Source organism: Aquiflexum lacus, assembly GCF_015476655.1.
Lineage (GTDB): Bacteria > Bacteroidota > Bacteroidia > Cytophagales > Cyclobacteriaceae > Aquiflexum > Aquiflexum lacus.
Genome location: NZ_JABFHF010000013.1, coordinates 135,201 through 157,678, shown reverse-complemented (window position 1 = coordinate 157,678; position 22,478 = coordinate 135,201). Strand labels below are relative to the sequence as shown.

Sequence of the window (22,478 nt, the reverse complement as noted above, 5' to 3'; positions counted from 1 at the left end):
GCAGAGAGATTACCATGTACAGAGAACTTCCTCCCGGAGAAATTCTGATCTATCCTAACCCGGGCAGGGAGGAATCCAATATCCTGGTGCAACTGTCAGGCCCCGGCAAAGTGGAAATCAGAATCTTTGATGCAACGGGCAGGCTGGTGTATGAAGAAAAAGAAAAGCAGGAGGGCAGCTTTGTCCGCAACCTGGATCTGAGAGGCCTGAGTGCGGGCATGTACCAGGTAATCGTAAATTCCGGTAACGAGGTGATGACGGGCAGACTGGTAAAAGAAGAATAACAATTTATGGCTTTTTAATTGGACAACCCCTTCCGGAGAGATCTGGAGGGGGTTGTTTTTTTTAATTGAAAAATTGAAAAATTGGTCGAAGTTTATTGTACAATTGAAACTTCAGTCTAAGGTCAGGAGGGCAATTTCACTATTCGATGTTTTTGTCAGCCGACAGGTAGGTATTATTCCAAATTTAGATTTGTAGGGATTCAAATTCAGCACTTTAACCTTAATCACTACTTCTCAAGGTTTTTTTTCCTGTTCATTATTTAATCCCCAAAAATGAAACCCATTTTTTTGATATTCAGAGGTTTCAAACTATATTTTGTCATAGAAATTAATCGATTAACAAATTTAAACGTCATTATGATTTTCTACCTTATTTTTCGATTGATGAACTTTTTACTATCAGGAGTAGAAATACCCTTGGAATCCAATCAAATGGCTTATGAAGAAAACGATACTGATCGCAGATGACCATGACCTCTTTGCAGGCGGTTTGAAACTTATATTGGAAACCATGCCCGGTTTTGAAATGATCGGCAAGGTATCCAATGGAAAAGAACTGATAGAATTTTTGGAAAACCATGACGATGTTGATTTGCTGGCCCTGGATTTAAGTATGCCTTTGATGGATGGTATGCAGGCTTTGCCCTATATACAGCGGAATTTCCCATCTAAAAATGTATTGGTGGTCACCGGCCAACATACCACCGCCACCATGGAATTGTGCAGGAACCTGGGTGCAAAAGGATTTGTGGGAAAAGATGCCAGTCTTGCCATTTTCAAAGAAGCCCTGCAAGAAGTATCAGAAGGAAGGGAATACTTTCAGCCTGTAAGTACAGGTATAGAAAACAGGGTTCACTCTATTGACGGTACTTACGAAAAACTCAGAGAGACTTATCAATTGTCCTCCAGGGAAATGGAAATCATCCAAATGATCCTGCATCAACAGGAAACCAACACCATAGCCGAAAGACTAAACTTAAGTCCCTTAACGGTAAAAACCCACCGTAAAAACATTTTCAGAAAACTCAAAATCAATAATGTAGTGGGGCTGATGAATTTGTTGAAGGAGATGAAGGGGTAATAAGGCAAAGATTCAATCACGTTTGAATGCCTTTATGGATAGTTAGAGTCAAAAGCCTCTCCTTGTCATTTTCGACAGCAGGAGAAATCTGTTCAGCCTTGGGATTTATAGACTCCTCTCCTGTACTGTTGTCGGGATCGGAGTGACAAGCCAAAGTCTTAATTAATTCAAAGGCTATTTTGTTATTAAACCACCAATTTCCAATTCTGTCATGGGTTGCGAAGTACGAGCAAATGACTGTCCTTCAGAATTACAGGAAATCTCCAATACCTCAGGGGATGCTTCTCGGTGATAGCATCCGGGTTTAACATGACGCTCCTGAATCCTGTTTTCACTAGTTACTTTAGACATAGCCGGTTTGTTCTTTTCTCAAAAGAAAAAGAAGTTCAATAAAAGCGTCTTTGGTAGCAGGAAGGTCCTTTTTTTTCCAGCTTTGCATCCCATTTTCAATGAGCTCATAGGCTCCATCAGGCATTCTTTGCTGAATGGGATCCAAGAAACTCATGGAGTATTCCACGGCTTTTTTCCAATTCTCCTCTTCTACAGCAATTCCCATCAAGGGTCCCTTGTAAAGGAACTCTATGGGATTGGATCCGGGAAATTGCTTGTACGCTTCAATGGCAGATCTCAGGAATAGGTCAGCTTTCTCCCGGTTTCCCAACTTCCAAGATGCCCAGCCTAAGTTGCTATAAGAAGCACCGATATAGTAATGACTATTGACTGATTTTGCCAAATCCAAAGATGCTTCCGCATAAGCAATGGTTTTTGATAAATCTTCCTTCTTTCGCATGGCGAGAGCGATATAGGTTTTGCTGATAAGGAGAGAATCCATATCTCCGACATGCTCGATGTCTTTGAAACTTTCGAGAAAAATTTCTTCTGCCAAATCATGTTCATTTCTCCACATTCGGGCAAATCCGGATTTAGCCAGTGCTCTTCCAATTAATGCTTTGTTACCTATTTGCTTTGCTGTATCCAATTGCAGATCCAGCCTTTCAACCATAAAATCAGGAAGTTGGAAATATCTAAACCGCCTAAGATCTGAGAGAAAAAGTGTTCCGTACAAACGGTTCCTTTGGATAAGATTGCCAAATTTTTCAATAATGGGATTTACCTGCTTAATGGTTGCATCCAATTCCGGCACTTTATTTCCAAAATAATAAGCCCAAGCCAAATCCAATTGTAGGTTAATCCATTCTTCTATCCACGCTTGGCCATTTGCTTCGGTGAATTCTCCTAACATTTGTTCCGCTTCATGGTAATTTTCTATCATCTTCGGGAAATTACGTGCGGCATTGAATGCAAGTCCCTTTTTCCTGATAATCTGGGCTTTTTTGATGATGTCTTTTGGTTCGAGATTAGCAAGTGCATGGTCCAATGCCTGAAGTGCCTCAGAAGTTTCTCCCAATAAGCTGTAAATTCCTCCAATTTTTTCAAAACAGGAGTCCAATTCCTTTATTTGGTCTCTATCATCTGTTTTTTTGATTTCCTCAACAGCTTTGAGGTAAAAATTCAATGCCTCCCTGTTGGAATAATTATGTTCGGCTCTTTCCGCTGCTTTTTGGAAATAATAGGAGGATTTCGAAGGTTCCCCTCCCAAGGAAAAATGGATAGCCAAACTTGGTGACAATTCATCGCGTTGCGCTGAGAAAATGTCTTCTATTGATCTAGCGGTCAGCAAATGAAGAGCCTTTCTTCTGGAAATCAATAAACTCTGATAGGTGACGTCATGAGTAATAGCATGCTTAAATATATATTCAGCACTTTCTTTGTTTCGGATGAGTGTCTTCTTTTGCAATTCATTTAGAGATTGGTCGACATCGAGTTTTGCAGCATCTTGGTCTATAACCAGTTTCAATACCGAGTCCTGAAATATCCTACCAATTACAGAAGCATTTTGAAGTGTATGCTTGCTTTCGGCAGGAAGGCGGTCAATTCTCGCTGCAATTACTCCCTGAAGGGTATCCGGTACCTGAAAATCTTGAATTTTATCACTTACGGTAATTTTGCCGGATTCCAATATCACCATTCCGGTTTCAATTAATGAACGAAGCAATTCCTCCAAAAAGAAGGGGTTGCCTTCTGATTTCGAAAGAATCATTTCCAAGGTTTGTGATGGTAGGTTGTCTATTTTCAAAAGGTTTTCCAATAACTCGGCACTTTGCTCCGATGTCAATGGACTGAGTTCTAATTTTTCAGGACTTAGATCCTGTTGAATGAGGGTTTCAAACAATTCTGTGACATTTTCTTGGAGCCTACTCACGATCAAAAAGAAAATGGGGAGTTTTTTTGATATGGGAAGTATGTGCTGAAGGAGTTGGATGGAGGAGGTGTCTGACCAATGGAGATCTTCCCATACCAAAACCAATGGACGCTCTTGGGCAAGATGGGAAATTAATTGCCCAAAAGCTTGCTGCATTCTGGCTTGGATGGCAGAGGGTAGGACATCCTTGAAAATTTCTTCAAATTCCGGTATGTTAGGAAGCCCTCGAAGCCTGGATAGATAAGCCATTAGTTGAGTTGAATCCCTTTTAAAAGTATTTTTCAGGTAATTATCCAAAATATTTGAAACAGCTTTAGGCGGAGTGTCCTTCTCTATTTTGAAAATATCATCCAAGAGAGAATTGATAAGTTTATAACTGTCCAATTGCGTGTGGGCAAAAGCACGCCCCTCAAACCATTGGATACTACCGGAGAACTTGGAACGTAACTCTGCAACAAGCCTGCTTTTTCCCATTCCTGCTTCCCCCAACAGGAAAAAGACACCACCTTTTCCATTTCCCAACTTTTTCAAACCAACTTCAATTCTATTAAAATCCTTTTCCCGTCCAATAATGGGAGAAAAAAGTCCATCAATACCTCTTTCCCTGGTTATATTTTTTTTAATTCCCTTGAGCAAATAGATTTGGACAGGTTGGGATTTTCCTTTGAGAGACATTGGCTTCAGTGTCTCAAATTCGAAGTAGGGTTCCGTGAGTTTATAAGTGGTTGGTCCAATAAAAATCTGTCCGGATTCAGAAGCACCCTCAAGTCTTGCAGCAAGATTTACGGCATCTCCCATGACCGAATATTGTTGCCGATTTTCTGAACCTAATCCTCCCGCAACGACCACGCCTGTATTGATGCCAAAATGCATCCCAAGGCTTAAACCATGGTCTTGGTTGAATTGCTTCAAAGCTTCCATCATTTCCAGGGAAGCCCTCAAGGCCATTTCAGCATCATTTTCTTTTGCGATGGGTGCACCGAAAAGAGCCATGATTTCATCTCCGATAAATTTGTCAATTGTGCCGCCATACCTTTCGATAATCGGAACCAAAGCATTAAAACAGCCATTCATGATTTCTCTGACCTGTTCTGGATCCAGTTTTTCAGAAAGGGCTGTAAACCCGGAAAGGTCAGCGAACATAACTGTCACTAGTTTTCGTTCGTCTGGTTTTGTTTGGTCGCGGGAGGAGTTTTTTAAAGTTTCAAGCTTTTGCTTCAGCGGTTCCAAGGCCACATCTATGACAGCATTTCCCAATATACCCCTTTGGGCCTCTAGGGATTTGATTGCTTGTTCCAATTGCTGAATTTCGTTCATCTGATTTATTTCTTTAGCAATTGTATTTAATCTTAAAAAGGACCTTGTAAAAAGTGGAATGGAGAATTCCGGACAGATTGCTTTTCTTATGCTTCTAGCTCGAATTTTTGCCTCAAAAATTCTTCAGGATGAATCAGTTTAATGTTAAACTCCTTCGCAGTCTTCTGCATGTCTTTGGGAATAGCATCATTGTTTGCAACAGCATAGTTCAATGCCATGATATTACCGGCAGCAGGATTGAATAGGGGAAGTATTTTGGACATCAGTCGGATCACAAAAGGCGGAGTGGACTTTACTTTCAGGGGTTTACCATAGAGTTGCTCGAATATTTTCTTGATATCTAAAGGCGAAAGTCCTTCTGGACCACCTATTTCAATTACCCGATTGATTGCTTTGGGATTATCCATGGAAGCAATACAAAAGTCTGCTACATTCTCTATGCTGACGAATGCGTTTTTTCTGTCTCCCTTTCCAATGACGTTGAAAGTTTCCTTCTGTTCAATATCATTTTTGATTCCTGCAAAAAAATCATTTGAAAATTTGAAGGGTCTGGAAACCGTATTGACCTCAGCACCCCGAAGCGGGACGGTGGTGCCAAAGAAAGGAAAATATACCTCCATAAAAGCAGTCGGCTGTATAATGGTATATGGCAAGCCTGATCGTTTGAGGTGATTTTCCACCCGCCTTTTTGCCCGACTTAATGGGACTGTATTTTCCCATTTGGAAAAGGGCAGGGCAGAAACATAAATGAATTGCTTTATCCCGGATGCTTTAGCGGCATCAATTAATGCCATGGTTCCTGATTCATCTGTTTTATTTAAATTATCACCTTTCTGACTTGGTGTAGCTGTGGTTGCGGTAGTGACAATGATATCAATTTCCTCCAATCCAGTTCCAAATGTTTTGGAATCAAGAAGATCCACAAGACGAAAATTTACATTTGGAAGCTTCTCTAATGGTTTTATATTAGATGTTCTTCTGTGACCAGCAAAAATGGAATGACTGGTTTTGTGTTCAGAAAGTTTTCGGACAATCGTAAATCCCAATTGACCGGTTGCACCAATAATTAAAATATTCATCGAAATAGTTTTTAAGAATTTTTAAATATACTCTAAAGTCAATATTGTAAAAATACCCCCAAAGGGGTATTTCGTCCTCGGTATGTTAGTTGGATTTATTCCTATATTCAAATTTCAGAATATTTTAAAACCTTGTTTTTGAGTTGTTTTCACTTATTCAGTTGACCCAAGCCACTGAGGCAAAAATCCAATTGCTTTTAGCCGAAAACAATAAAGAACTTAAATTGATTGTAGGGGACAATGGGAATGGAATCCCCAAGGATGTTTTGGATGGGAAAGTGAACGGAATGGGTTTGGGGAATTTAAAAAGCCGGGTGAATTACCTCAATGGCAGATTGGAAATCCAAAGCAGCGGATTGGGTACCCGGATAAGTATCTGGGTACCTTTACCTTTGGAAGCTGAAAAGGAGGGGATCATTTGATAATTTAATTGGGATTGTACTGACCCGCTTGGATCATTCCGTCCAATTCATTGTAATAGGTGACTTTTCCTATGATCTTCCCATTTTCAATTTTCAATGTTTCATGCACATCTAAGGATACTTCCTTGCCTGTACTTTTCTCTTTTCCCAAAAAGACTCCCCAAACAAATACCCAGTTTCCATTGTATTCTGGGATTTCATCCTTAGATAAATTTACGCTGATCATTCTGATCCGATCATATCGGATATTGTCGTAGTTATCCCAGATATCTTGGACGTTTTGTAACATTTTCTCCCGGGATTGGGGAGAATCCCACCTGGGACCATAGCCAAGATAATCTGGGGCATGTGTCTGTCCCAGCTGAGCTGCATTTCTGGATGTCATGGCTTGGATATAGGCCCTGACTACAGCTTGGTCTTTTTCCCCGTTGGGATTGAGAACAAAATTACCTTGTGCCTGAATTGTCATAGAAAACAATATCAGCAGCATTGTCGGAATAAAAATTAGTTTTTTATAGCTTTTGTTTTTTTCAGAAAGCTATTTCAATCCATTCTAAAATAAAATACTGCTTAAGTAGTATTTCTTCAAGGTACTTTTAGTTGACAATACCCCTTTTGGTGTATTTTTCCAGAGACTATTTTTTTTGAGTTTTACAGAAATAGAGGTCAGGAACAAGGTTCTGCAAATTTCCAATCGTTCAATTAAAGGTATGATGAATATTCCAATGAATGCCAATCCAAAAAACAACATTGTAACCATACAAGGCAAAAACGGAGAATTGCTTGCTGCGGCTGTAATGCTGTCCAAACATGGACTTGAGGTATCAGTTCCGAAAGCCTTCATGAAGCCTATCGCTGATCAAGCTTTCATCAATCCGGATATTAAAAAATAACGATCAAAATAAGGTAAGCGACTTTTTAAAATTCAAATCAAAAATCCATGGTTCCGGGAGCATTGACTTTTTCCGGAGCCATTTTTTTTATTAAAGTCTGTTATGGGATAGCGTTTAGAGGATCACTACTTTAATGACTAGGGTGTTACAAAAAAATGTGTTTATCACCACATAGACAATTAGATCACATGGATAATCAATTACTTAGGGAATTTGAACAAATAGAAATTAAAACTTTGTCATTCCCTTTTCTTGAAGATTATGGTTTAATTTATTAGTTTTATTGAGCTTGTTTATTCAATACAATAAAGGATGAACCTATATAGAAATTTACCCTCATTTTTGCTATTCCTTTTGATGCTCTCTTGTGGCAATGAATCCTTAGAAAAATCAGTGGAAGGAAAGATCATTCTAGAAAAAGTCCCTTTGGCAGAAGCACCTTACAATATAGAAAAAGTCATTCCTTTGGAAACTAGAGAGGATAACCTTCTCAAAGAGTACCTGCTTATCCGCTCCAATGAAAAAGGGTTTTTTATCATGGATAAGGAAAAAGAGGATGCTATCTACCATTTTGACCGGAATGGAAAATATATAGGAAAAATTCTGGGAGTAGGAGAAGGTCCCGATATGCTTCCGAATATCCATGATTTTACAGCCACAGATCAAGGCCTAGAAGTATTGATTGGTAAGGGTGAAAAGTCAGAAATTTGGGTGTATGACCATGAGTTGAGATTGCTGGAAAAAAAGGAGTTTGTCTATGCGGCTGATACTTTTGCAAAACTTCCCAACGGATACTATGCCTTGTATGGGGGCTATAACAAACCTATTGTGATGCAACGATTGGCTATTTTTGATCTCTCGGGGAATAAATTGGAAGAGTACCTACCCAATGATTATAAAAATGATGTGCTACCTGTAGGAGAGCGAAATTTCAATCTAACGGAGCAAGGAATATTTTTCCATGAATTTTATAATCCTGAGTTATTTGAAATCAGAGAAAGTGAGTTAGTTCAAAAGTCTGAACTTGACTTAGGGAAATATGCCATTCCGGAACAGTATTGGGAATTGGATTGGATGCAGGGTTTTGAACTCATCAATCAAAATGGATTCGGTTTTCCTTCACATTTCTTTGAAAATGAAGAAAAAGCATTTATCGGGGTAAATATTCAGGCAGATCAACAGATCAAAAATCATCAGATAATTTTGGATAAGCGTACCTCCAAAATCACAAAAAGAATAACAGGACAGAATGATCACCCTGCCTTTTCCCAGTTAGTGGGATTGATGGATGGTCATTTGTTATTTGTGGCCCAGGCAGCAGATGTATTGAATTTGGACCGCAATAGTCTACCTAAGTCTGAAATTAAACTGAATAAGGATGACAATCCTGTGTTATTATTTGTGGAATTTTAAATCTCATTCAATGAAAAGCGCATTCACCTCTTTATTGATTTCAGTCACACTTTTACTGACAGCCTCATGTATAAATAATCAACAAACAATTGAATTTTATCCTGATTTGACCACTTACAATGTTGTCGACACAGTACAGTTTGACCCATCGTGGTTTGATGCGGACAAAAAACTGATAGTTGCTTCCAAATCCCTATTTATGTTTTCTCTTCCTTTTATGGATATCATAGAGCCCTATGACTTGCCGGTTTTGATTTATATTTCTGTGGAAGACAAGGATGAAATTATCACACATCTGCAAAAGCATGATTTCAAATACCCTTTTATCCATGACCCAAAAGGTGAATTTTTTAAAGGGAACAATATTCTTGAAAGGATGAAAATGGATCCTGAAAACACAGTGGTGTCACTTTTTGTAGAAGGAAATGAAATTTCGGAGCCTGCACAGATTGGAATGCGGCACTTATTGAAAGAACAGGTGGAGGAATTCACCAACAAATAGTTTACTTTTCAACAACTTCCTTGACTACCCTATCTTTAGACACATAATCCTTGGGAAGATACTTTAACAGCTGCTTCTTAAAAATATGAAAATCAACGGTTATGGTATGCCTTGGGGTATTGATTTGTTTGTAGTGGGGGTGGGTGACTTCTTTCTCACAGAGGGCTTTGATATTATCGGGTCTTTTCCATTTTCCGGCCAATTCCCGTGCCATAATTTTAGCCTGCAATTCCGCACCGGGCCAGATACAGCCCAAAGGTTGGAACATACCCACAAAATAGAGATTCCTGTATTCGGGATGGAACATCTTCAGGTAGAGTGGAACGGGGCCTGAACTATAGTCAATAAAGCTTTTGTCAAAGAAAGGGTGGGAGAGGTAGTAGCCTGTACAGGCAATAATGGCATCATATTCTTCCTCCAGGCCATTTTCAAATACGACTTTTTTGCCATCAAATCTTTTGATATCCAATCTTGGTTTTACTTTGCCATGACGGATTTTGTAAAGTAACTCATCATTGATGGTCGGGTGGATTTCTCCGAATTTGGCTTCTACTTTCCGTAGCCCATAGAGTTCGTTTTTGCCAACCATGATATTCAATAGGATGTCAAAAAAGAAGCTCCGCACTTTTAATGGAATCCAGGAACTCGTTTCTCCGATTTTATCCGAAGGTTTGCCAAAGAAAAATTTTGGAATGATCCGGTAGCCACGTCTCCAGGAAATGGCTGTCATTTCACTGACCCGGCTTGTTTCTACAGCGACATCACAGGCGGAATTTCCCCCGCCTATGACCAAAACCTTTTTGTCTTGGAAAGGGGCTGCTTTTTTGAAGGAATGGGAATGGAGATATTCTCCTGTAAATTCCCCGGGATATTTGGGCCATCTTGGATTCCAATGATGACCGTTGCAGACTACCAAGTCGGTAAAAGTTTCTGTTTGTCGAATCCCAGCCCTCTCAGTGGTGATTTCCCAGGAGTCCTGATTAAGCCATCTGCAATGGATAACCATGGTTTCGAACCGAATATGCTCATACAATCCAAAGTGTCCGGCATAGGCCTGAAAATACCTCCTCAGTTCATCATGAGAGGGATAATCTGCCGCCTCGGGATCAAAATCATCAAATGTGAAATCCTCGTATTGGGAAAGTGTTTTGGAACTGATGATATGGGTGGTTTCAAAAACACTGGAATGGGATTCTTTTTCCGAATAGATCCAATTGCCACCCACCTCGGCATTTCGGTCGAAGGCGACTGCCTCAATTCCCTGATCCAATAAATTTTTCAATGCGGTGATACCAGAAGGACCTGTGCCGATGACTGCTACTCTTTTATGCATATTTTTCTATCAGTTCTTTGGACATTATGGCTGTACCTATAGATGCCTTTGCTTCAATCGGCTTCAAATTATCAAAAAATCCGGTTTCAGGAACTTTAACATCAATAATATATTTCAAACTTTTCTTAGGTGCATATTGGATTAGGCCGGCTGCAGGGTACACCAACATGGAAGTGCCGATCACCGCAAAAATATCCGCTTCAATAGCGGCATCAATGGCAGGTTCCATCATAGGAACCATTTCCCCAAACCAAACAATAAATGGTCTCAATTGACTTCCTTTTTCACATTTGTCACCAAGCTTGATTTCCCAGCCATCCATATCATAAACCAAAGAGGGGTCGACAGTACTTTGGGATTTGAACAGTTCTCCATGCAGATGGATGATTTTGGAGGATCCGGCTTTTTCATGGAGATGGTCCACGTTTTGGGTGACGATGGTGACATCAAAGTGTTTTTCCAACCTTGCCAGTTCCTTGTGGGCTTCATTGGGTTCTACAGTCAGTGCCTGTTTCCTTCTTTGGTTGTAAAAATCAAGCACAAGCTCCCTGTTTTTTCTCCATCCTTCCGGAGAAGCCACTTCCATCACATCATGACCTTCCCATAATCCCCCACTATCTCTAAAAGTACTTATGCCACTTTCGGCAGATATTCCTGCACCTGTTAATACGACTAGTTTTTTCATATTCCAATTCAATGTAATTCATAAACTAGTAATTGTCAAATCACATTTCTCCAATTAATTAGGACATAAAAAAAGCGGGACTTTTCAGACCCGCTTTGTGATTTAAGCTTTCTTCTTCGTGAACTTTCCACCTTTCTTTACCGGTTGATTTTCAATAATTTCTACCGTCTCAGCGTAAGAAAGACTTTCAGCTTCTTTTCCTTTAGGAATCTTGAAATTGTTTTTTCCCATTTTGATATAAGGACCCCATCTTCCGTTTAGGATTTCGATTTCAGGATTTTCAGTAAAGGATTTGATATGTTTCTTTTCATCCGCTTCCCTTTTGTCTTTGATCAGTTGGATGGCTTCTTCTTCTGTGATACTCAAAGGGTCCTGTTCTTTGCCCAAGGAAACGAATTTATTATCATGTCTCAAGTAAGGTCCAAATCTACCGATGGCTGCAACAATCTTTTTTTCCTCAAAATTACCCACATCCCTGGGAAGTTTAAACAGTTCCATGGCATCATCCAAAGTGATGTTTTCGATAAACTGCCCTTTCTTCATGCTGGCGAACTGCTTTTCTTCATCATCCTGTTCACCTATCTGTACCAAAGGCCCAAATTTGCCTAATCTGGCGATGACTTTCTTTCCTGTTTTAGGATCGGTTCCCAATTCTCTTGAACTGTTGATATCAGCCCTTGCAACATTTGCAGTCAGTTCTACCCTTATGTGAAATTTACTGTAGAAATTCTCAATCATATCCTCCCAATTCTGTCCTCCATGGGCGATATCATCAAACTCTTTTTCCACTTTGGCAGTAAATGAGAAGTCAATCACATTGGGGAAATGTTCCACCAAAAAGTCATTGACTACCATGGCTATATTGGTTGGGAAGAGTTTGTTTTTATCTGCCCCGGCAATTTCTTTTTTGGTCTGTTTGGTAAATTGTCCTTGGGCAACTTTCATTTCCACAAACTCTCGCTCCGTTCCATCACGTGATTCTTTGATGACATATTCTCTTTTTTGAATGGTAGAGATAGTAGGTGCGTAAGTGGATGGACGTCCAATACCCATTTCTTCCAGTTTTTTTACAAGAGAAGCTTCAGTGTATCTTGGTGCAGCTCTGGTGAAAGTTTCCTTTCCTTTCAGTTCCAATAAGTTCAGCAATTCGCCAATACTCAATGGTGGCAATAAACCTTTATTGGCATTTTCCTCATCATCCGGTTCATCATCTGTGTCTTCGAGATATACTTTCAAAAACCCTTCAAATTTGATAACTTCTCCTGAAGCGATAAGCTTTTCGGAAGTAGTTGATATTTTAATGGTAGCGACTGTTTTTTCCAATTGTGCATCGGACATTTGGGAAGCTATCGCTCTTTTCCAGATCAGTTCATAGAGTCTTTGTTCGTTTCTTTCACCGGAAGTGTCATGCTTGGAAAAATCTGTGGGCCTGATGGCTTCGTGGGCTTCCTGTGCACCTTCTGATTTGGTGGTATATTTTCTGGATTGATGAAATTCAGTGCCGTATGCAGAATGGATCTCGTTTTTCGCCGCGGACATTGCATCCTCAGAAAGGTTGACACTGTCAGTTCTCATATAGGTGATCTTTCCTGCTTCGTAAAGCTTTTGGGCCACAGACATGGTTTGGGCTACTGAAAAGCCCAATTTTCTACTGGCTTCCTGCTGTAAGGTAGAAGTGGTAAAAGGTGCTGCGGGTGATTTTTTCCCGGGCTTCTTTTCGAGATTTTCAATCGTAAAATCCGCTCCGATACATTTTTTCAGGAAATCTTCCGCCTCTTGCTGACTGTCAAACTTCTTTGGCAATTCAGCTGCTAGGGTTTTACCTTTTACATCAAACAGTGCTGTAATTCTGAAAGAAGATTTGGTATTGAATTTTTCAATTTCCCGCTCCCTTTCCACTATCAACCTTACAGCGACTGATTGTACTCTTCCTGCTGATAAACCTGCTTTTATTTTTTTCCACAGGATAGGTGACAGCTCAAAACCAACCAATCTGTCCAAAATCCTTCTGGCCTGCTGTGCATTGACCAAATCAATATCAATCTGTCTCGGGTTATCAATTGCTTTTAGAATAGCATTTTTGGTAATCTCCCTGAAAACAATCCTTTTTGTCTGGTCATCTTTTAGATTTAATACCTCTTTTAAATGCCAAGAAATAGCCTCTCCTTCACGGTCATCATCACTTGCCAGATACACCATTTCTGAATCTTTCACCAAGCTTTTTAGCTGTTTGATGACCTCCTTTTTATCGGGAGTAACTTCATAAGTCGGTTTGAATCGGTTCTTTACATCTATAGCATTATCACCTTTGGGAAGATCCCGAACATGTCCATAACTGGAGGCTACCTTAAAATCCTTTCCCAAGTACCCTTCTATTGTTTTCGCTTTGGCTGGCGACTCCACTATCACTAAATTTTTTGACATATTTCAGTTTTTTAAAAGAATGGTTTGCTTTTGCAACCCACATAAAATCCTAAAAATAGACTTCTATATATTCCTATCCAAATAATACTTGAAATCATGTTTTTTTATTGTAAGTATAATTACGAAATTCACATTTAAGAAAATGTTTCTAAAAATGGCTGAACCTAAAATTTTATATGTTTTGAGACATGGCGAGGCAAGGCCTGGTATTGGTATTAAAGGGGACTTTTTAAGAGAACTGACGGTAGATGGCAGACAACAGTTGAAAAGACTCGCAGAATACCTAAAATCAATTGATTTTAAAACTGATCTGATTTTGGTAAGTCCTGCCAAACGAACCCAACAATCCCTCGAGATACTGACTACTACATTGGCCATTAAAAATAATCAGATCACTCACGATGAGATTTTTGATGCAGAACCACAGACACTTTTGGATATAATAAATAATATCAATCAACCGAGTAATAATATTTTATTGGTAGGACATAATCCTGGAATCAGTTCTCTGGTGTCATTTGTTTCCGGTCAAAATTATATCAGCATGAAACCGGGTATGATGGCAGTCCTGGAAATTTTGGTGGATGATTGGAGATCTCTCGGTGCCAATACAGGTGTATTAAAAGAGATATTGCAATAATGATAATATCTTAGTTATCACAATAATAGCGGATACTCCGTATTTGGATATAAATTGATATTGGAAGTTTTTAAAAAATATATGTATCAGGGAACTCATATAAAATCATGCAATTCGTTCGTTTGTCAAAATCACAGGAAGATATACACACAGACTTAATCAAAAAATACAGTTGAGGAATTTTTGGGCTCACCACGTTAAGTTTTGTAGTTTTGTATCTAAGGAGATTTTTAAGTTTTAATACCTTTATTTCTCTTTGAACCCAAAATTTAAAACCATTTAAAATGTTGAAACATACACAAATTGAAAATTTTGATCCGAATGGGGTCACAGTGAACGCTGGGATTTTTGGATTACCATTTGATGAAAATACAGCCGAACTCATCATCATTCCTGTTCCTTGGGAGGTTACTGTTTCTTATTCCCCGGGTACCGTCGAAGGACCCGAAGCTGTTTTAAATGCTTCATATCAAGTAGATCTTTATCAAAATGATATTCATGATGCCTGGAAAATGGGTATCTATATGCTCCCGATACCTGATGAATTGATAAATAAAAGTAATAGCTATCGAATATTGGCTAGAAATTATATTGCATGGCTAGAGTCCGGTGCACCGTTGGACGCTACTGAGAGATTTGCGGCTGTTCCTGATATCATCAATAAGGCCTGTTCTGAAATGAATGAATGGGTCTATGAACAAGTGAAAAAATATCGATCACAAGGCAAAATGGTAGCATTATTGGGAGGTGATCACAGCACACCGCTGGGAATGATCAAAGCACTTTCAGAAGACTATGAAAGTTTCGGGGTTTTACAAATCGATGCCCATGCTGATCTGAGAAAAGCATATGAGGACTTTGAATATTCTCACGCCTCCATCAGTTACAATGCTTTAAAATTGCCTCAATTAAGCAAACTGGTTCAGGTGGGAATAAGAGATTATTGTCAATCAGAGGCCATTTTATCAAAGGATAACAATCGGATTCATACATTTTACGATAAGGATATTAAAGAAGACCTATACGAGGGTAAGGCCTGGAAAGTCATTTGTGATGACATTGTTGAACAATTGCCCGAAGATGTATACATCACCATTGATATTGATGGTTTTGATCCTAAGCTGTGTCCAAATACCGGAACCCCTGTGGCAGGAGGATTTGAGATGGAACAGATTCTGTATTTGATGAAGCAGGTAGTGAAGTCTGGGAAAAAGATCATTGGATTTGACTTGGTAGAAGTAGCCCCCGGACTTGAAGGAGATGAGTGGGATGGCAATGTTGGCGCAAGGATTTTGTATAGAATGGCAAATCTATATGCGGCTTCTCAAGGAAAATTGAATTTGAAATAAAAATTGAGATAATGAAATTCCAAAAAGAAAGCCATTGCAAGATTAATCCTGCAATGGCTTTTTTTCTTTCGTTTGAAGGGATGTTTTATTTTTTGGTTGTAATCAAAATAACTCCATTTTCGACCCTGCTTCCATAAAGGTTAATCATTTTGTATGCTTTTTCTCCTTTCAAAACCTCAACCGATTTGATTTGTTCAGGCTTGATCACATTATCTAATTTTCTGCCCAATTCCGGGTAGGCAACACCATCGATAACAAACAAAGGATCCGAAAACTGTGTTTTTTCGGTTTCATACATTTTAATCTTAGAGAAGGGGCTTGAATCCTGGGCACCATATCCTGTCACCACAATTTCATTTTTAATCCCCAATATTTGCCCCATCGTATTTTGAGCTCCGGCGATTCTAAATGTAACGGGAAAATTTACCATATAAGTGTTTTCTTTTCCGTCTACGATCCAATTGGGTGCATTTGCTAGCACTCTAAGGACTTCATCATCCAATGCTGGCGCAACGCCCTTTGTAATGGCGTATGAATTTATTTTGCCGTTTTCATCCAGGTGAATTCTTGTAAATACCGTACCGAAGACCCCATAATTCCGTGCTTCAGTGGGAAATTTAAGGTTCTTTGACATGTGTTGGTTAAAGGCATCTGATGCCTTAGCATTATCTGCTGAATTTTCAGAACTTTCATCAATTTTAGAATCTGAGACAAATTGGTCACTTGGAAGCTTAAACCTTACAGGTAACCTCATCCTCACGTTAACTTTTTGCCCTTTTTGTTGCCCTGGGATCCAATTTGGAGACTCTGCGATAAGCCTTAGCACTTCCTCGTCACATCCTGCCCCAATTCCTCTGAGAATTTCAGGTTGCCCGATTGTCCCATCTTTGTTTATGACAAATACCACATAAACCGTACCTTCCACACCCATCTGTTTGGCAGTCTTGGGATATTGTATATTGGATTTGATCCATTCATTCCAAGCCTCTATTCCTCCCTCAAATTCGGGAGCCTTCTCGACCACATCAAACACCGTATTTTCTGTGACAACGAAATTGCTGTTTAAAGCCGGAGTGGGAGAGGGTTCGAAAAATTGATGTGAATCCCTAGCAGCCATCGCGCTTCCATAAAACGCAAAGGAAGCAGTCATGACCATATCAACAGGTTTTTCATCGGACTTTGCGGCTCTCCATTTGATTTGTGATTCTTTTTGAACAGCTTCTAACAACTGTTTGTCCAAACCACCTCCATAACTCCTTTTGACAATAGGATTTTGAATTTCCCCTTCTTTTGAAACCACAAATTCAATTTCAATCACTCCTCCGAGTCCTAGATCCAATTCTTCTTTTGGAACGTTGATTTGCTGGATAATGCTTTTGTTCCATTCATCCATTCCCTGTAAGGGCATTGCCGGTGTTTCGACTTGATGCTTCAGTCTGGCATTAGGATAAGACTTGTTGATTTTGGATGTGTTTCTCAGGTTGTTGATAAGTCCACGGACTTTGATATATTCTTCGTCTGAATTGATTCCGGAAAATTCGTATTGCAGTTCACCTATCTGTGCCGTCAATTTTTCATTTTCTCTTGGACTGATGTATTCATAATGAAGCGGGTTTTTGATTTTCTTAACTTTGATTCCTATTTCAAGGGAATCCTGCGATACGAGGAGCATTTTCTTAATTTCCTCAATATTTTCAGTTATGCTTAAAGGAAGTAAATGCTTACCTCTCTCTGTTTTCATAGATACCAATGCCAATAGCATCAATGAAAGTGGTATAACCATTATGGTTTTCAACCAATTGATTTTTTTAGGATTTTTCATCATCATAATTCTTTTAAGGGTTGTAGATCTAATGAAGTAATTACCAATAGGAAGATCAATTCCCTTAAATGCCATTTTGACGATCAGTTTTGGATAGTTTTCGCTGTTTTGTGACTTCTTGATTACGTTTTCATCTGCTAAATATTCATGCACATCAATCAATGCAGTCCGCATCAAATGAATGGCTGGGTTAAACCAAAAAAGGATACATAATATTTGATAATACATCACATCCCAAGAATGTCCTTGCTGGATGTGTTCAATTTCGTGTTTGATGATTTGTTCTGCCTCCTCCGGTTTCAATTCTTGGGTATCATCCCAAAAGAGTTTGTTGAAGTAGGAAAATATGGGTGTTAAACCAAATGTTGGTATCAAAAAATAATTTTGCTTAAGGTTGAATTTGGTCTGATACCATCCTCTTTCCCAAATCATTCTTAATTGAACAAAATTCCAGAAAAGTCTGAAGCTTAATAAAAAAATGGTGGTCAGATAGATAAAGATGAGATAATCCTGTATTTCCCACAATATTGGTAATTTTGAACTTTGAACGGTGACTTCCGGAAGTCCAAAAGTGGCCACGAAATCATCGGGCGCTGACTGTTCAGTCAACGCCCGAAAAAACTCCGTTTGTTCCAATGAAATACCTGGCTTATCAAAACTTACTGGAATGCTTAACAAAGGAAAAAGCATTGCCAAAATTGGCGTAATTAGAATAAAACACCTTGTTACTGTAAAAGCTTTTTCATTTCTAAGGAATACAAAATAGACTCCGAAGAAAAATAAAAGACAAAAGGTGCTTTGCCAGATATAATCAATCAAAACAGCCATTGGCTATTTCTTTACATCTTCTTTTACTTCATCCATAATTTTTTCCAGTTCTTTGATGTTTAGATTTTTGTCTTTTGCAAAGAATGAAGCCATTTTGGAGAAGGATCCACTGAAATAACCTGATAAAAGGTTTTTGATGGTGAAGCTGCGATATTCGTCTTTGGTGACTATAGGAAAATACTCATGTGATTTTCCATAAGCCTTGTGGTTGACGAATCCTTTCCTCTCGAGGATACGGACAATGGTGGAAACTGTGTTGTAGGCCGGTTTTGGTTCGGTCATTTTTTCCAGGATATCTTTGACGAAGCCTTTCTCGATATCCCATAGAATCTGCATGATCTGCTCTTCTGCTCGGGTTAGTGATCTCATATTGTTTAAGTTTAAATACGATTACAACTTATCCATTTAGTTTTTAAAAAACAAGTAAAGGAATAAATCTTTCTATTGGTAACTGTAAAATTAAATAAAAAATTTTAGTTAAAAAAAAATTTTATTAGTTTAAATTAAACTTTAAGTAGTTTTTTTTCTTGTAAAACAATTTTAAATATCGGTATGGAAGAAATCTACATGTAAAAGAAAAAATCTTTCGTAACGAAAGATTTTTTTAATAAAATTATAAATTCACTTAAGTTGGTATTGACTCATAAGTCAACTCAAAAACAGTCCCTATTTATAGCTCAGAATAAACCTTAAAAGTTTAAAATAAAATAGAAAAAGCCTATTTGCTCTTATGCAGTTTTCAATTTTATTATTCCAGTTGCATGGAGCAATTTTACGATAGGGTAGGTAGGATCAAATTCATACCACTTGACCGCAAAATTCGGTCTGTTTGGTAGTTTATGGTGGTTGTTTTGAAACAACTCTCCCAACATCAACAGGTCTAGCAACAAGCTGTTTTTTGATTTGTCGTTATTGTCAAAATTTGCATATCCATATTTGTGCCCGCTCCAATTAACAATGGCTCCATGAACAGGCCCCATCATTAAGTGTATAGGAAGCAAAAAGTACATCCACCAATGTGTTCCTGATAGTTCAAAAACCGAGATACTCAATACATACACCATAATATAAAACAAAGCCCATCCTACTCTGATCAACATTGAATCGGCAAAAAGATCAAACTTATTCCAATCTGGAACATCTTTGGAAAATCTTTCTTCCGGCTTTAATTTGAAACTGAAATAGTCATTATAAATATTTTTAGTTTTCCACATCATCGTGAAAAGATTTTCTGTGTGATGCGGACTATGCGGGTCCTTTGGGGTATCACTGTAGGCGTGGTGCATTCTATGTAATATAGCATAAGCCCTGGGTGATAGGTAGGAACTTCCCTGACAAAGCCATGTGAAGAAATAAAAGAATTTTTCCCAATACTTATTCATAGAGAACATTTGATGGGCAGCATACCTATGCAGGAAGAAACTTTGGCAGAACAATGAGAAGTACCAATGGAGCAGGAAGAAAACTATTAAGATCACTATACTTATTATTTAATGTTATAAGGACAAAGATATATCCTTAATCTTAATTCATTTAACAGTAAAAATTAATTTAAGTTTGGAATGTGATAAAAATCATGTTATAAGGTATCAATGGTTTAAATTCTTGAACGACTTGTTTTGGTTAGATTAGCGCTTTCAGTTAAATTTGAAAAATTCACACCAAAAATTCTTTGTAAATGGGAAAATCCAATGATGCTTTACATATTGTTCTTCAGTTATTGCTTGGGGGAATTGCTGTATTGATTGCTCAATATATTTTGCCAGGTGTACATGTTTCAGATTTTTTCACGGCAGTTGTGATTGCAGCATTGATAGCTTTATTGAATATTACGGTCAAACCAATTTTAATAATTTTAACTATTCCTATTACCGTCTTGACTTTGGGACTATTTCTCTTGGCCATTAATGCGCTTTTGATACTGCTTGCAGCGGAAATTGTTCCTGGTTTTGAGATAGATGGGTTTTGGTGGGCATTAATATTCAGTTTTGTCTTGAGTATCATTAATTCTTTGCTCGGTGTTTCACTAGGGGGAACAAAGAGGTGATTTATCGTTTATTGGCCGGTAAGGTTCTATCATAAATCCTTTTGTATAAACTCATATCCCCATTATCATCGATTAAATAATGAAGGTTTTCAGATTTGGCAACATGGACCAGAAGGATCATTATTTCATTTTTTATTTTCAGATCTTTTGAAATGTCATGTTCCAGAATTTCATAATCAACTGTTACAGGAGGACTACAATAATCTTTGGCTGACTTTTCCACTATAAAAACCTCTTCTTCAGGATCAATTCCCACCAAGTTTTTATTGTCAGACACGCCGATTACAAGTGTACCACCTTCAGTGTTTGCAAAAGCAGTCAAGGTTTTGGCCAGTTTCATCGGATTATTGACATGCAGTTTAAAGTCCAAATTCTGGCTTTCAGGTCTCCTGACTAGGTCTTTTATTCTTTCCTCATTTTTTTTTGGCATTAACATTTTTTTTTAACTTAAAAGCTTGTATTTTAATTAATTAAAAGAAAACTCAAGGCAATATTTAAGATTCGTTCTTTTAAGTTAACGTAATGAATCGTATGTTGTCTTTTATTATATCAACTTAATATATGAACTATCAAAATGAAGGCTTCTTACCGGAAACTATCGAATCCTTGAAGCAAGAATTAAAAGACTCTAATAAAAACCATAAAGTGGTAGAAGGACAAGAAAATTCAGATGAATTTGTTAATTTTTACTTTATTGGTATGTACGAGGGAAAAGAAACCATCTATGACGCCGCACTTTATACTTTACGGCTTCACCATGCTTCAGAAGTGTACGAATTGGCAGAACATGAAGCTGCCAAAAAATTTCCAAATTTCAAGGGTATTCATTATGAAGAAGATGAAAATGGTAACCTAAAACCCTTGAGTAGTGAAGAGGAGGAAATCGGATGGTTTATTACCGAGATCATCATGGAAATGGAAGAGGAAGAAACTGTCAAAGTACAGGAGTTCGTAGATATTGATACCAATCACGATTATGGAATTGGATTGGATGTGGCCTTAAATGTAGAATACATCAGTGAAAAAACGATTTCAAAATTCGTCAAGGAATTTAATGAGGACACCTTGGTATTGGATGATACTTTATTTGCATTCCAATCTGAGGAAGAGGATGTGGATGATTGAAACAGGAAATCAAGGTTAAACTTATTTTATTTTCGCTTGTTAATTAATGAGCGTTTTTTTGTAATATGTTAAAAATAGCCTGGTCACCGATATATTGTCATTCCCTTCCGCAAGGACATAGATTTCCAATGGAAAAATATAATCTATTGCCCGAACAATTAATTTATGAAGGAACAGTTTCTGAAGCCAATTTTTTCGAACCTACGGCACTTGATGATGAATGGATTTTAAATACGCATGATCCAAAGTATTTTCAAAAGTTGACTTCCCTATCACTGAGCAAGTCAGAAATCAGGAAAACGGGATTTCCATTGAGTATGGAACTCATCAATAGAGAAGTCCATATCATGCACGGATCCGTACAAGCTGCCTTGTACGCGCTTGAATATGGGATTGCTATGAATATCGCAGGCGGTACACATCATGCATTTTCCAATAGGGGAGAAGGATTCTGCCTATTGAATGATATAGCCATTAGTGCCAATTATTTGTTGGAAAATCAATTGGTTCAAAAAGTTTTGGTCGTAGATCTAGATGTCCATCAGGGAAATGGCACTGCTGAAATTTTCAAGGACAATAAAAATGTTTTTACTTTTAGTATGCATGGGGCAGCCAATTATCCTATGCACAAAGAAAAATCTGATTTGGATATAGGTTTACCAGATAAGATCAAAGATCAGGAATACTTACATCTTTTAGGGGAAAATCTTCCTGAAATTATCGATACTTTTCAGCCGGAGTTTATTATTTATCAAAGTGGTGTGGATGTTTTGGCCTCAGACAAATTAGGAAGATTGGGTTTGAGTTTGGAAGGCTGTAAAAAAAGAGATAAGATGGTCCTGGACATTGCCAAAATCAATAGAATTCCCGTGATGTGCTGTATGGGCGGAGGTTACTCTGAAAGACTATCTCATATCATTGAAGCACATGCCAATACTTTCAGATTAGCGCAGGATCTATATTTCTGAATC

The 22,478-nt window shown here is 38.2% G+C and carries 22 protein-coding genes; 11 read left to right on the top strand and 11 right to left on the bottom strand.

The window, feature by feature from the left end; all coding sequences use genetic code 11:
- Together HMJ38_RS13540 and HMJ38_RS13535 are read left to right on the top strand one after the other, a co-directional pair.
- Positions 1–284: T9SS type A sorting domain-containing protein (locus HMJ38_RS13540; protein ID WP_228780048.1), on the top strand; the 284-nt coding region annotated here is incomplete at its 5' end.
- 439 nt (positions 285–723) lie between these two features.
- The gene (locus tag HMJ38_RS13535) at positions 724–1,365 is read left to right on the top strand and encodes a response regulator (protein ID WP_194974937.1); all 642 of its coding nucleotides are present in this window, start codon (positions 724–726) and stop codon (positions 1,363–1,365) included.
- Positions 1,366–1,539: 174 nt separating this feature from the next.
- Here the strand turns inward: HMJ38_RS13535 and HMJ38_RS13530 are convergent, their stop codons facing one another.
- From HMJ38_RS13530 to HMJ38_RS13520, 3 genes are all read right to left on the bottom strand, one after another.
- Positions 1,540–1,716, bottom strand: a complete 177-nt coding sequence (locus HMJ38_RS13530) for a hypothetical protein (protein ID WP_194974936.1) — start codon at positions 1,714–1,716, stop codon at positions 1,540–1,542.
- Positions 1,709–4,945 carry an adenylate/guanylate cyclase domain-containing protein gene (locus HMJ38_RS13525; protein WP_194974935.1) on the bottom strand — a complete coding sequence of 1,079 codons (3,237 nt, stop codon included), beginning with the start codon at positions 4,943–4,945 and terminating at the stop codon, positions 1,709–1,711. The genes HMJ38_RS13530 and HMJ38_RS13525 overlap by 8 nt, the downstream gene beginning before the upstream one ends.
- A gap of 86 nt (positions 4,946–5,031) precedes the next feature.
- Complete coding sequence (locus tag HMJ38_RS13520) at positions 5,032–6,024, bottom strand: SDR family oxidoreductase (protein WP_194974934.1); 993 nt, start codon at positions 6,022–6,024, stop codon at positions 5,032–5,034.
- A gap of 143 nt (positions 6,025–6,167) precedes the next feature.
- Here HMJ38_RS13520 and HMJ38_RS13515 point away from each other — a divergent pair, with 143 nt between their 5' ends.
- A complete protein-coding gene (locus HMJ38_RS13515; protein WP_194974933.1) occupies positions 6,168–6,446 on the top strand; it encodes an ATP-binding protein in 279 nt (92 codons plus the stop codon).
- 4 nt (positions 6,447–6,450) lie between these two features.
- On the opposite strand, the gene HMJ38_RS13510 is transcribed toward HMJ38_RS13515, so the two are convergent.
- A complete protein-coding gene (locus HMJ38_RS13510; protein WP_194974932.1) occupies positions 6,451–6,936 on the bottom strand; it encodes a nuclear transport factor 2 family protein in 486 nt (161 codons plus the stop codon).
- A 220-nt stretch (positions 6,937–7,156) separates the two neighbouring features.
- On the opposite strand from HMJ38_RS13510, the gene HMJ38_RS13505 reads away from it, so the two are divergent.
- The 3 genes from HMJ38_RS13505 to HMJ38_RS13495 all read left to right on the top strand — a co-directional run bounded on the left by HMJ38_RS13505 (position 7,157) and on the right by HMJ38_RS13495 (position 9,254).
- Complete coding sequence (locus HMJ38_RS13505) at positions 7,157–7,339, top strand: hypothetical protein (RefSeq protein ID WP_194974931.1); 183 nt, start codon at positions 7,157–7,159, stop codon at positions 7,337–7,339.
- Between the two features lie 312 nt (positions 7,340–7,651).
- A complete protein-coding gene (locus HMJ38_RS13500; RefSeq protein ID WP_194974930.1) occupies positions 7,652–8,752 on the top strand; it encodes a 6-bladed beta-propeller in 1,101 nt (366 codons plus the stop codon).
- 10 nt (positions 8,753–8,762) lie between these two features.
- Positions 8,763–9,254 carry a hypothetical protein gene (locus HMJ38_RS13495; protein WP_194974929.1) on the top strand — a complete coding sequence of 164 codons (492 nt, stop codon included), beginning with the start codon at positions 8,763–8,765 and terminating at the stop codon, positions 9,252–9,254.
- Between the two features lies 1 nt (position 9,255).
- On the opposite strand, the gene HMJ38_RS13490 is transcribed toward HMJ38_RS13495, so the two are convergent.
- From HMJ38_RS13490 to topA, 3 genes are all read right to left on the bottom strand, one after another.
- Positions 9,256–10,587, bottom strand: coding sequence for a flavin-containing monooxygenase (locus HMJ38_RS13490; RefSeq protein ID WP_194974928.1), 1,332 nt, complete (start codon positions 10,585–10,587; stop codon positions 9,256–9,258).
- A complete protein-coding gene (locus tag HMJ38_RS13485; protein ID WP_194974927.1) occupies positions 10,580–11,272 on the bottom strand; it encodes an SIR2 family NAD-dependent protein deacylase in 693 nt (230 codons plus the stop codon). Before HMJ38_RS13485 ends, HMJ38_RS13490 begins: the two co-directional genes overlap by 8 nt.
- A 102-nt stretch (positions 11,273–11,374) precedes the next feature.
- A complete protein-coding gene (gene topA / locus HMJ38_RS13480; protein WP_194974926.1) occupies positions 11,375–13,696 on the bottom strand; it encodes a type I DNA topoisomerase in 2,322 nt (773 codons plus the stop codon).
- 154 nt (positions 13,697–13,850) lie between these two features.
- Between topA and HMJ38_RS13475 the strand changes: the two genes are divergently transcribed.
- Positions 13,851–14,336: a SixA phosphatase family protein gene (locus tag HMJ38_RS13475; protein WP_194974925.1), complete on the top strand. Its 486-nt coding sequence runs from the start codon at positions 13,851–13,853 to the stop codon at positions 14,334–14,336.
- A 284-nt stretch (positions 14,337–14,620) separates the two neighbouring features.
- A complete protein-coding gene (locus tag HMJ38_RS13470; protein ID WP_194974924.1) occupies positions 14,621–15,685 on the top strand; it encodes an agmatinase family protein in 1,065 nt (354 codons plus the stop codon).
- A gap of 85 nt (positions 15,686–15,770) precedes the next feature.
- On the opposite strand, the gene HMJ38_RS13465 is transcribed toward HMJ38_RS13470, so the two are convergent.
- The 3 genes from HMJ38_RS13465 to HMJ38_RS13455 form a co-directional block, all read right to left on the bottom strand.
- Positions 15,771–18,335 carry a TonB family protein gene (locus tag HMJ38_RS13465; protein WP_194974923.1) on the bottom strand — a complete coding sequence of 855 codons (2,565 nt, stop codon included), beginning with the start codon at positions 18,333–18,335 and terminating at the stop codon, positions 15,771–15,773.
- Positions 18,336–18,338: 3 nt separating this feature from the next.
- The gene (locus HMJ38_RS13460) at positions 18,339–18,704 is read right to left on the bottom strand and encodes a BlaI/MecI/CopY family transcriptional regulator (RefSeq protein ID WP_194974922.1); all 366 of its coding nucleotides are present in this window, start codon (positions 18,702–18,704) and stop codon (positions 18,339–18,341) included.
- Positions 18,705–19,063: 359 nt separating this feature from the next.
- Positions 19,064–19,813, bottom strand: coding sequence for an acyl-CoA desaturase (locus HMJ38_RS13455; protein ID WP_194974921.1), 750 nt, complete (start codon positions 19,811–19,813; stop codon positions 19,064–19,066).
- Positions 19,814–20,013: 200 nt separating this feature from the next.
- Here HMJ38_RS13455 and HMJ38_RS13450 point away from each other — a divergent pair, with 200 nt between their 5' ends.
- Complete coding sequence (locus HMJ38_RS13450) at positions 20,014–20,382, top strand: phage holin family protein (protein ID WP_194974920.1); 369 nt, start codon at positions 20,014–20,016, stop codon at positions 20,380–20,382.
- Position 20,383: 1 nt separating this feature from the next.
- On the opposite strand, the gene HMJ38_RS13445 is transcribed toward HMJ38_RS13450, so the two are convergent.
- Entirely contained in the window at positions 20,384–20,812 is a 429-nt protein-coding gene (locus HMJ38_RS13445; protein ID WP_194974919.1) for an AlbA family DNA-binding domain-containing protein, read from the bottom strand.
- A 131-nt stretch (positions 20,813–20,943) separates the two neighbouring features.
- Here HMJ38_RS13445 and HMJ38_RS13440 point away from each other — a divergent pair, with 131 nt between their 5' ends.
- Positions 20,944–21,507 (top strand): hypothetical protein, encoded by a 564-nt coding sequence (locus HMJ38_RS13440; protein WP_194974918.1) that lies wholly within the window; start codon positions 20,944–20,946, stop codon positions 21,505–21,507.
- Positions 21,508–21,572: 65 nt separating this feature from the next.
- Positions 21,573–22,475 (top strand): histone deacetylase family protein, encoded by a 903-nt coding sequence (locus tag HMJ38_RS13435; RefSeq protein WP_194974917.1) that lies wholly within the window; start codon positions 21,573–21,575, stop codon positions 22,473–22,475.
- The last annotated feature ends 3 nt before the right edge of the window (positions 22,476–22,478 follow it).

What these genes read in the sequence shown, in the direction of transcription:
- HMJ38_RS13535 (WP_194974937.1), top strand. Translation starts at nt 724, where the DNA reads ATGAAGAAAACGATACTGATCGCAGATGACCATGACCTCTTTGCAGGC.
- HMJ38_RS13530 (WP_194974936.1), bottom strand. Translation starts at nt 1,716, where the DNA reads ATGTCTAAAGTAACTAGTGAAAACAGGATTCAGGAGCGTCATGTTAAA.
- HMJ38_RS13525 (WP_194974935.1), bottom strand. Translation starts at nt 4,945, where the DNA reads ATGAACGAAATTCAGCAATTGGAACAAGCAATCAAATCCCTAGAGGCC.
- HMJ38_RS13520 (WP_194974934.1), bottom strand. Translation starts at nt 6,024, where the DNA reads ATGAATATTTTAATTATTGGTGCAACCGGTCAATTGGGATTTACGATT.
- HMJ38_RS13510 (WP_194974932.1), bottom strand. Translation starts at nt 6,936, where the DNA reads ATGCTGCTGATATTGTTTTCTATGACAATTCAGGCACAAGGTAATTTT.
- HMJ38_RS13505 (WP_194974931.1), top strand. Translation starts at nt 7,157, where the DNA reads ATGATGAATATTCCAATGAATGCCAATCCAAAAAACAACATTGTAACC.
- HMJ38_RS13500 (WP_194974930.1), top strand. Translation starts at nt 7,652, where the DNA reads ATGAACCTATATAGAAATTTACCCTCATTTTTGCTATTCCTTTTGATG.
- HMJ38_RS13495 (WP_194974929.1), top strand. Translation starts at nt 8,763, where the DNA reads ATGAAAAGCGCATTCACCTCTTTATTGATTTCAGTCACACTTTTACTG.
- HMJ38_RS13490 (WP_194974928.1), bottom strand. Translation starts at nt 10,587, where the DNA reads ATGCATAAAAGAGTAGCAGTCATCGGCACAGGTCCTTCTGGTATCACC.
- HMJ38_RS13485 (WP_194974927.1), bottom strand. Translation starts at nt 11,272, where the DNA reads ATGAAAAAACTAGTCGTATTAACAGGTGCAGGAATATCTGCCGAAAGT.
- topA (WP_194974926.1), bottom strand. Translation starts at nt 13,696, where the DNA reads ATGTCAAAAAATTTAGTGATAGTGGAGTCGCCAGCCAAAGCGAAAACA.
- HMJ38_RS13475 (WP_194974925.1), top strand. Translation starts at nt 13,851, where the DNA reads ATGGCTGAACCTAAAATTTTATATGTTTTGAGACATGGCGAGGCAAGG.
- HMJ38_RS13470 (WP_194974924.1), top strand. Translation starts at nt 14,621, where the DNA reads ATGTTGAAACATACACAAATTGAAAATTTTGATCCGAATGGGGTCACA.
- HMJ38_RS13465 (WP_194974923.1), bottom strand. Translation starts at nt 18,335, where the DNA reads ATGGCTGTTTTGATTGATTATATCTGGCAAAGCACCTTTTGTCTTTTA.
- HMJ38_RS13460 (WP_194974922.1), bottom strand. Translation starts at nt 18,704, where the DNA reads ATGAGATCACTAACCCGAGCAGAAGAGCAGATCATGCAGATTCTATGG.
- HMJ38_RS13450 (WP_194974920.1), top strand. Translation starts at nt 20,014, where the DNA reads ATGGGAAAATCCAATGATGCTTTACATATTGTTCTTCAGTTATTGCTT.
- HMJ38_RS13445 (WP_194974919.1), bottom strand. Translation starts at nt 20,812, where the DNA reads ATGCCAAAAAAAAATGAGGAAAGAATAAAAGACCTAGTCAGGAGACCT.
- HMJ38_RS13440 (WP_194974918.1), top strand. Translation starts at nt 20,944, where the DNA reads ATGAACTATCAAAATGAAGGCTTCTTACCGGAAACTATCGAATCCTTG.
- HMJ38_RS13435 (WP_194974917.1), top strand. Translation starts at nt 21,573, where the DNA reads ATGTTAAAAATAGCCTGGTCACCGATATATTGTCATTCCCTTCCGCAA.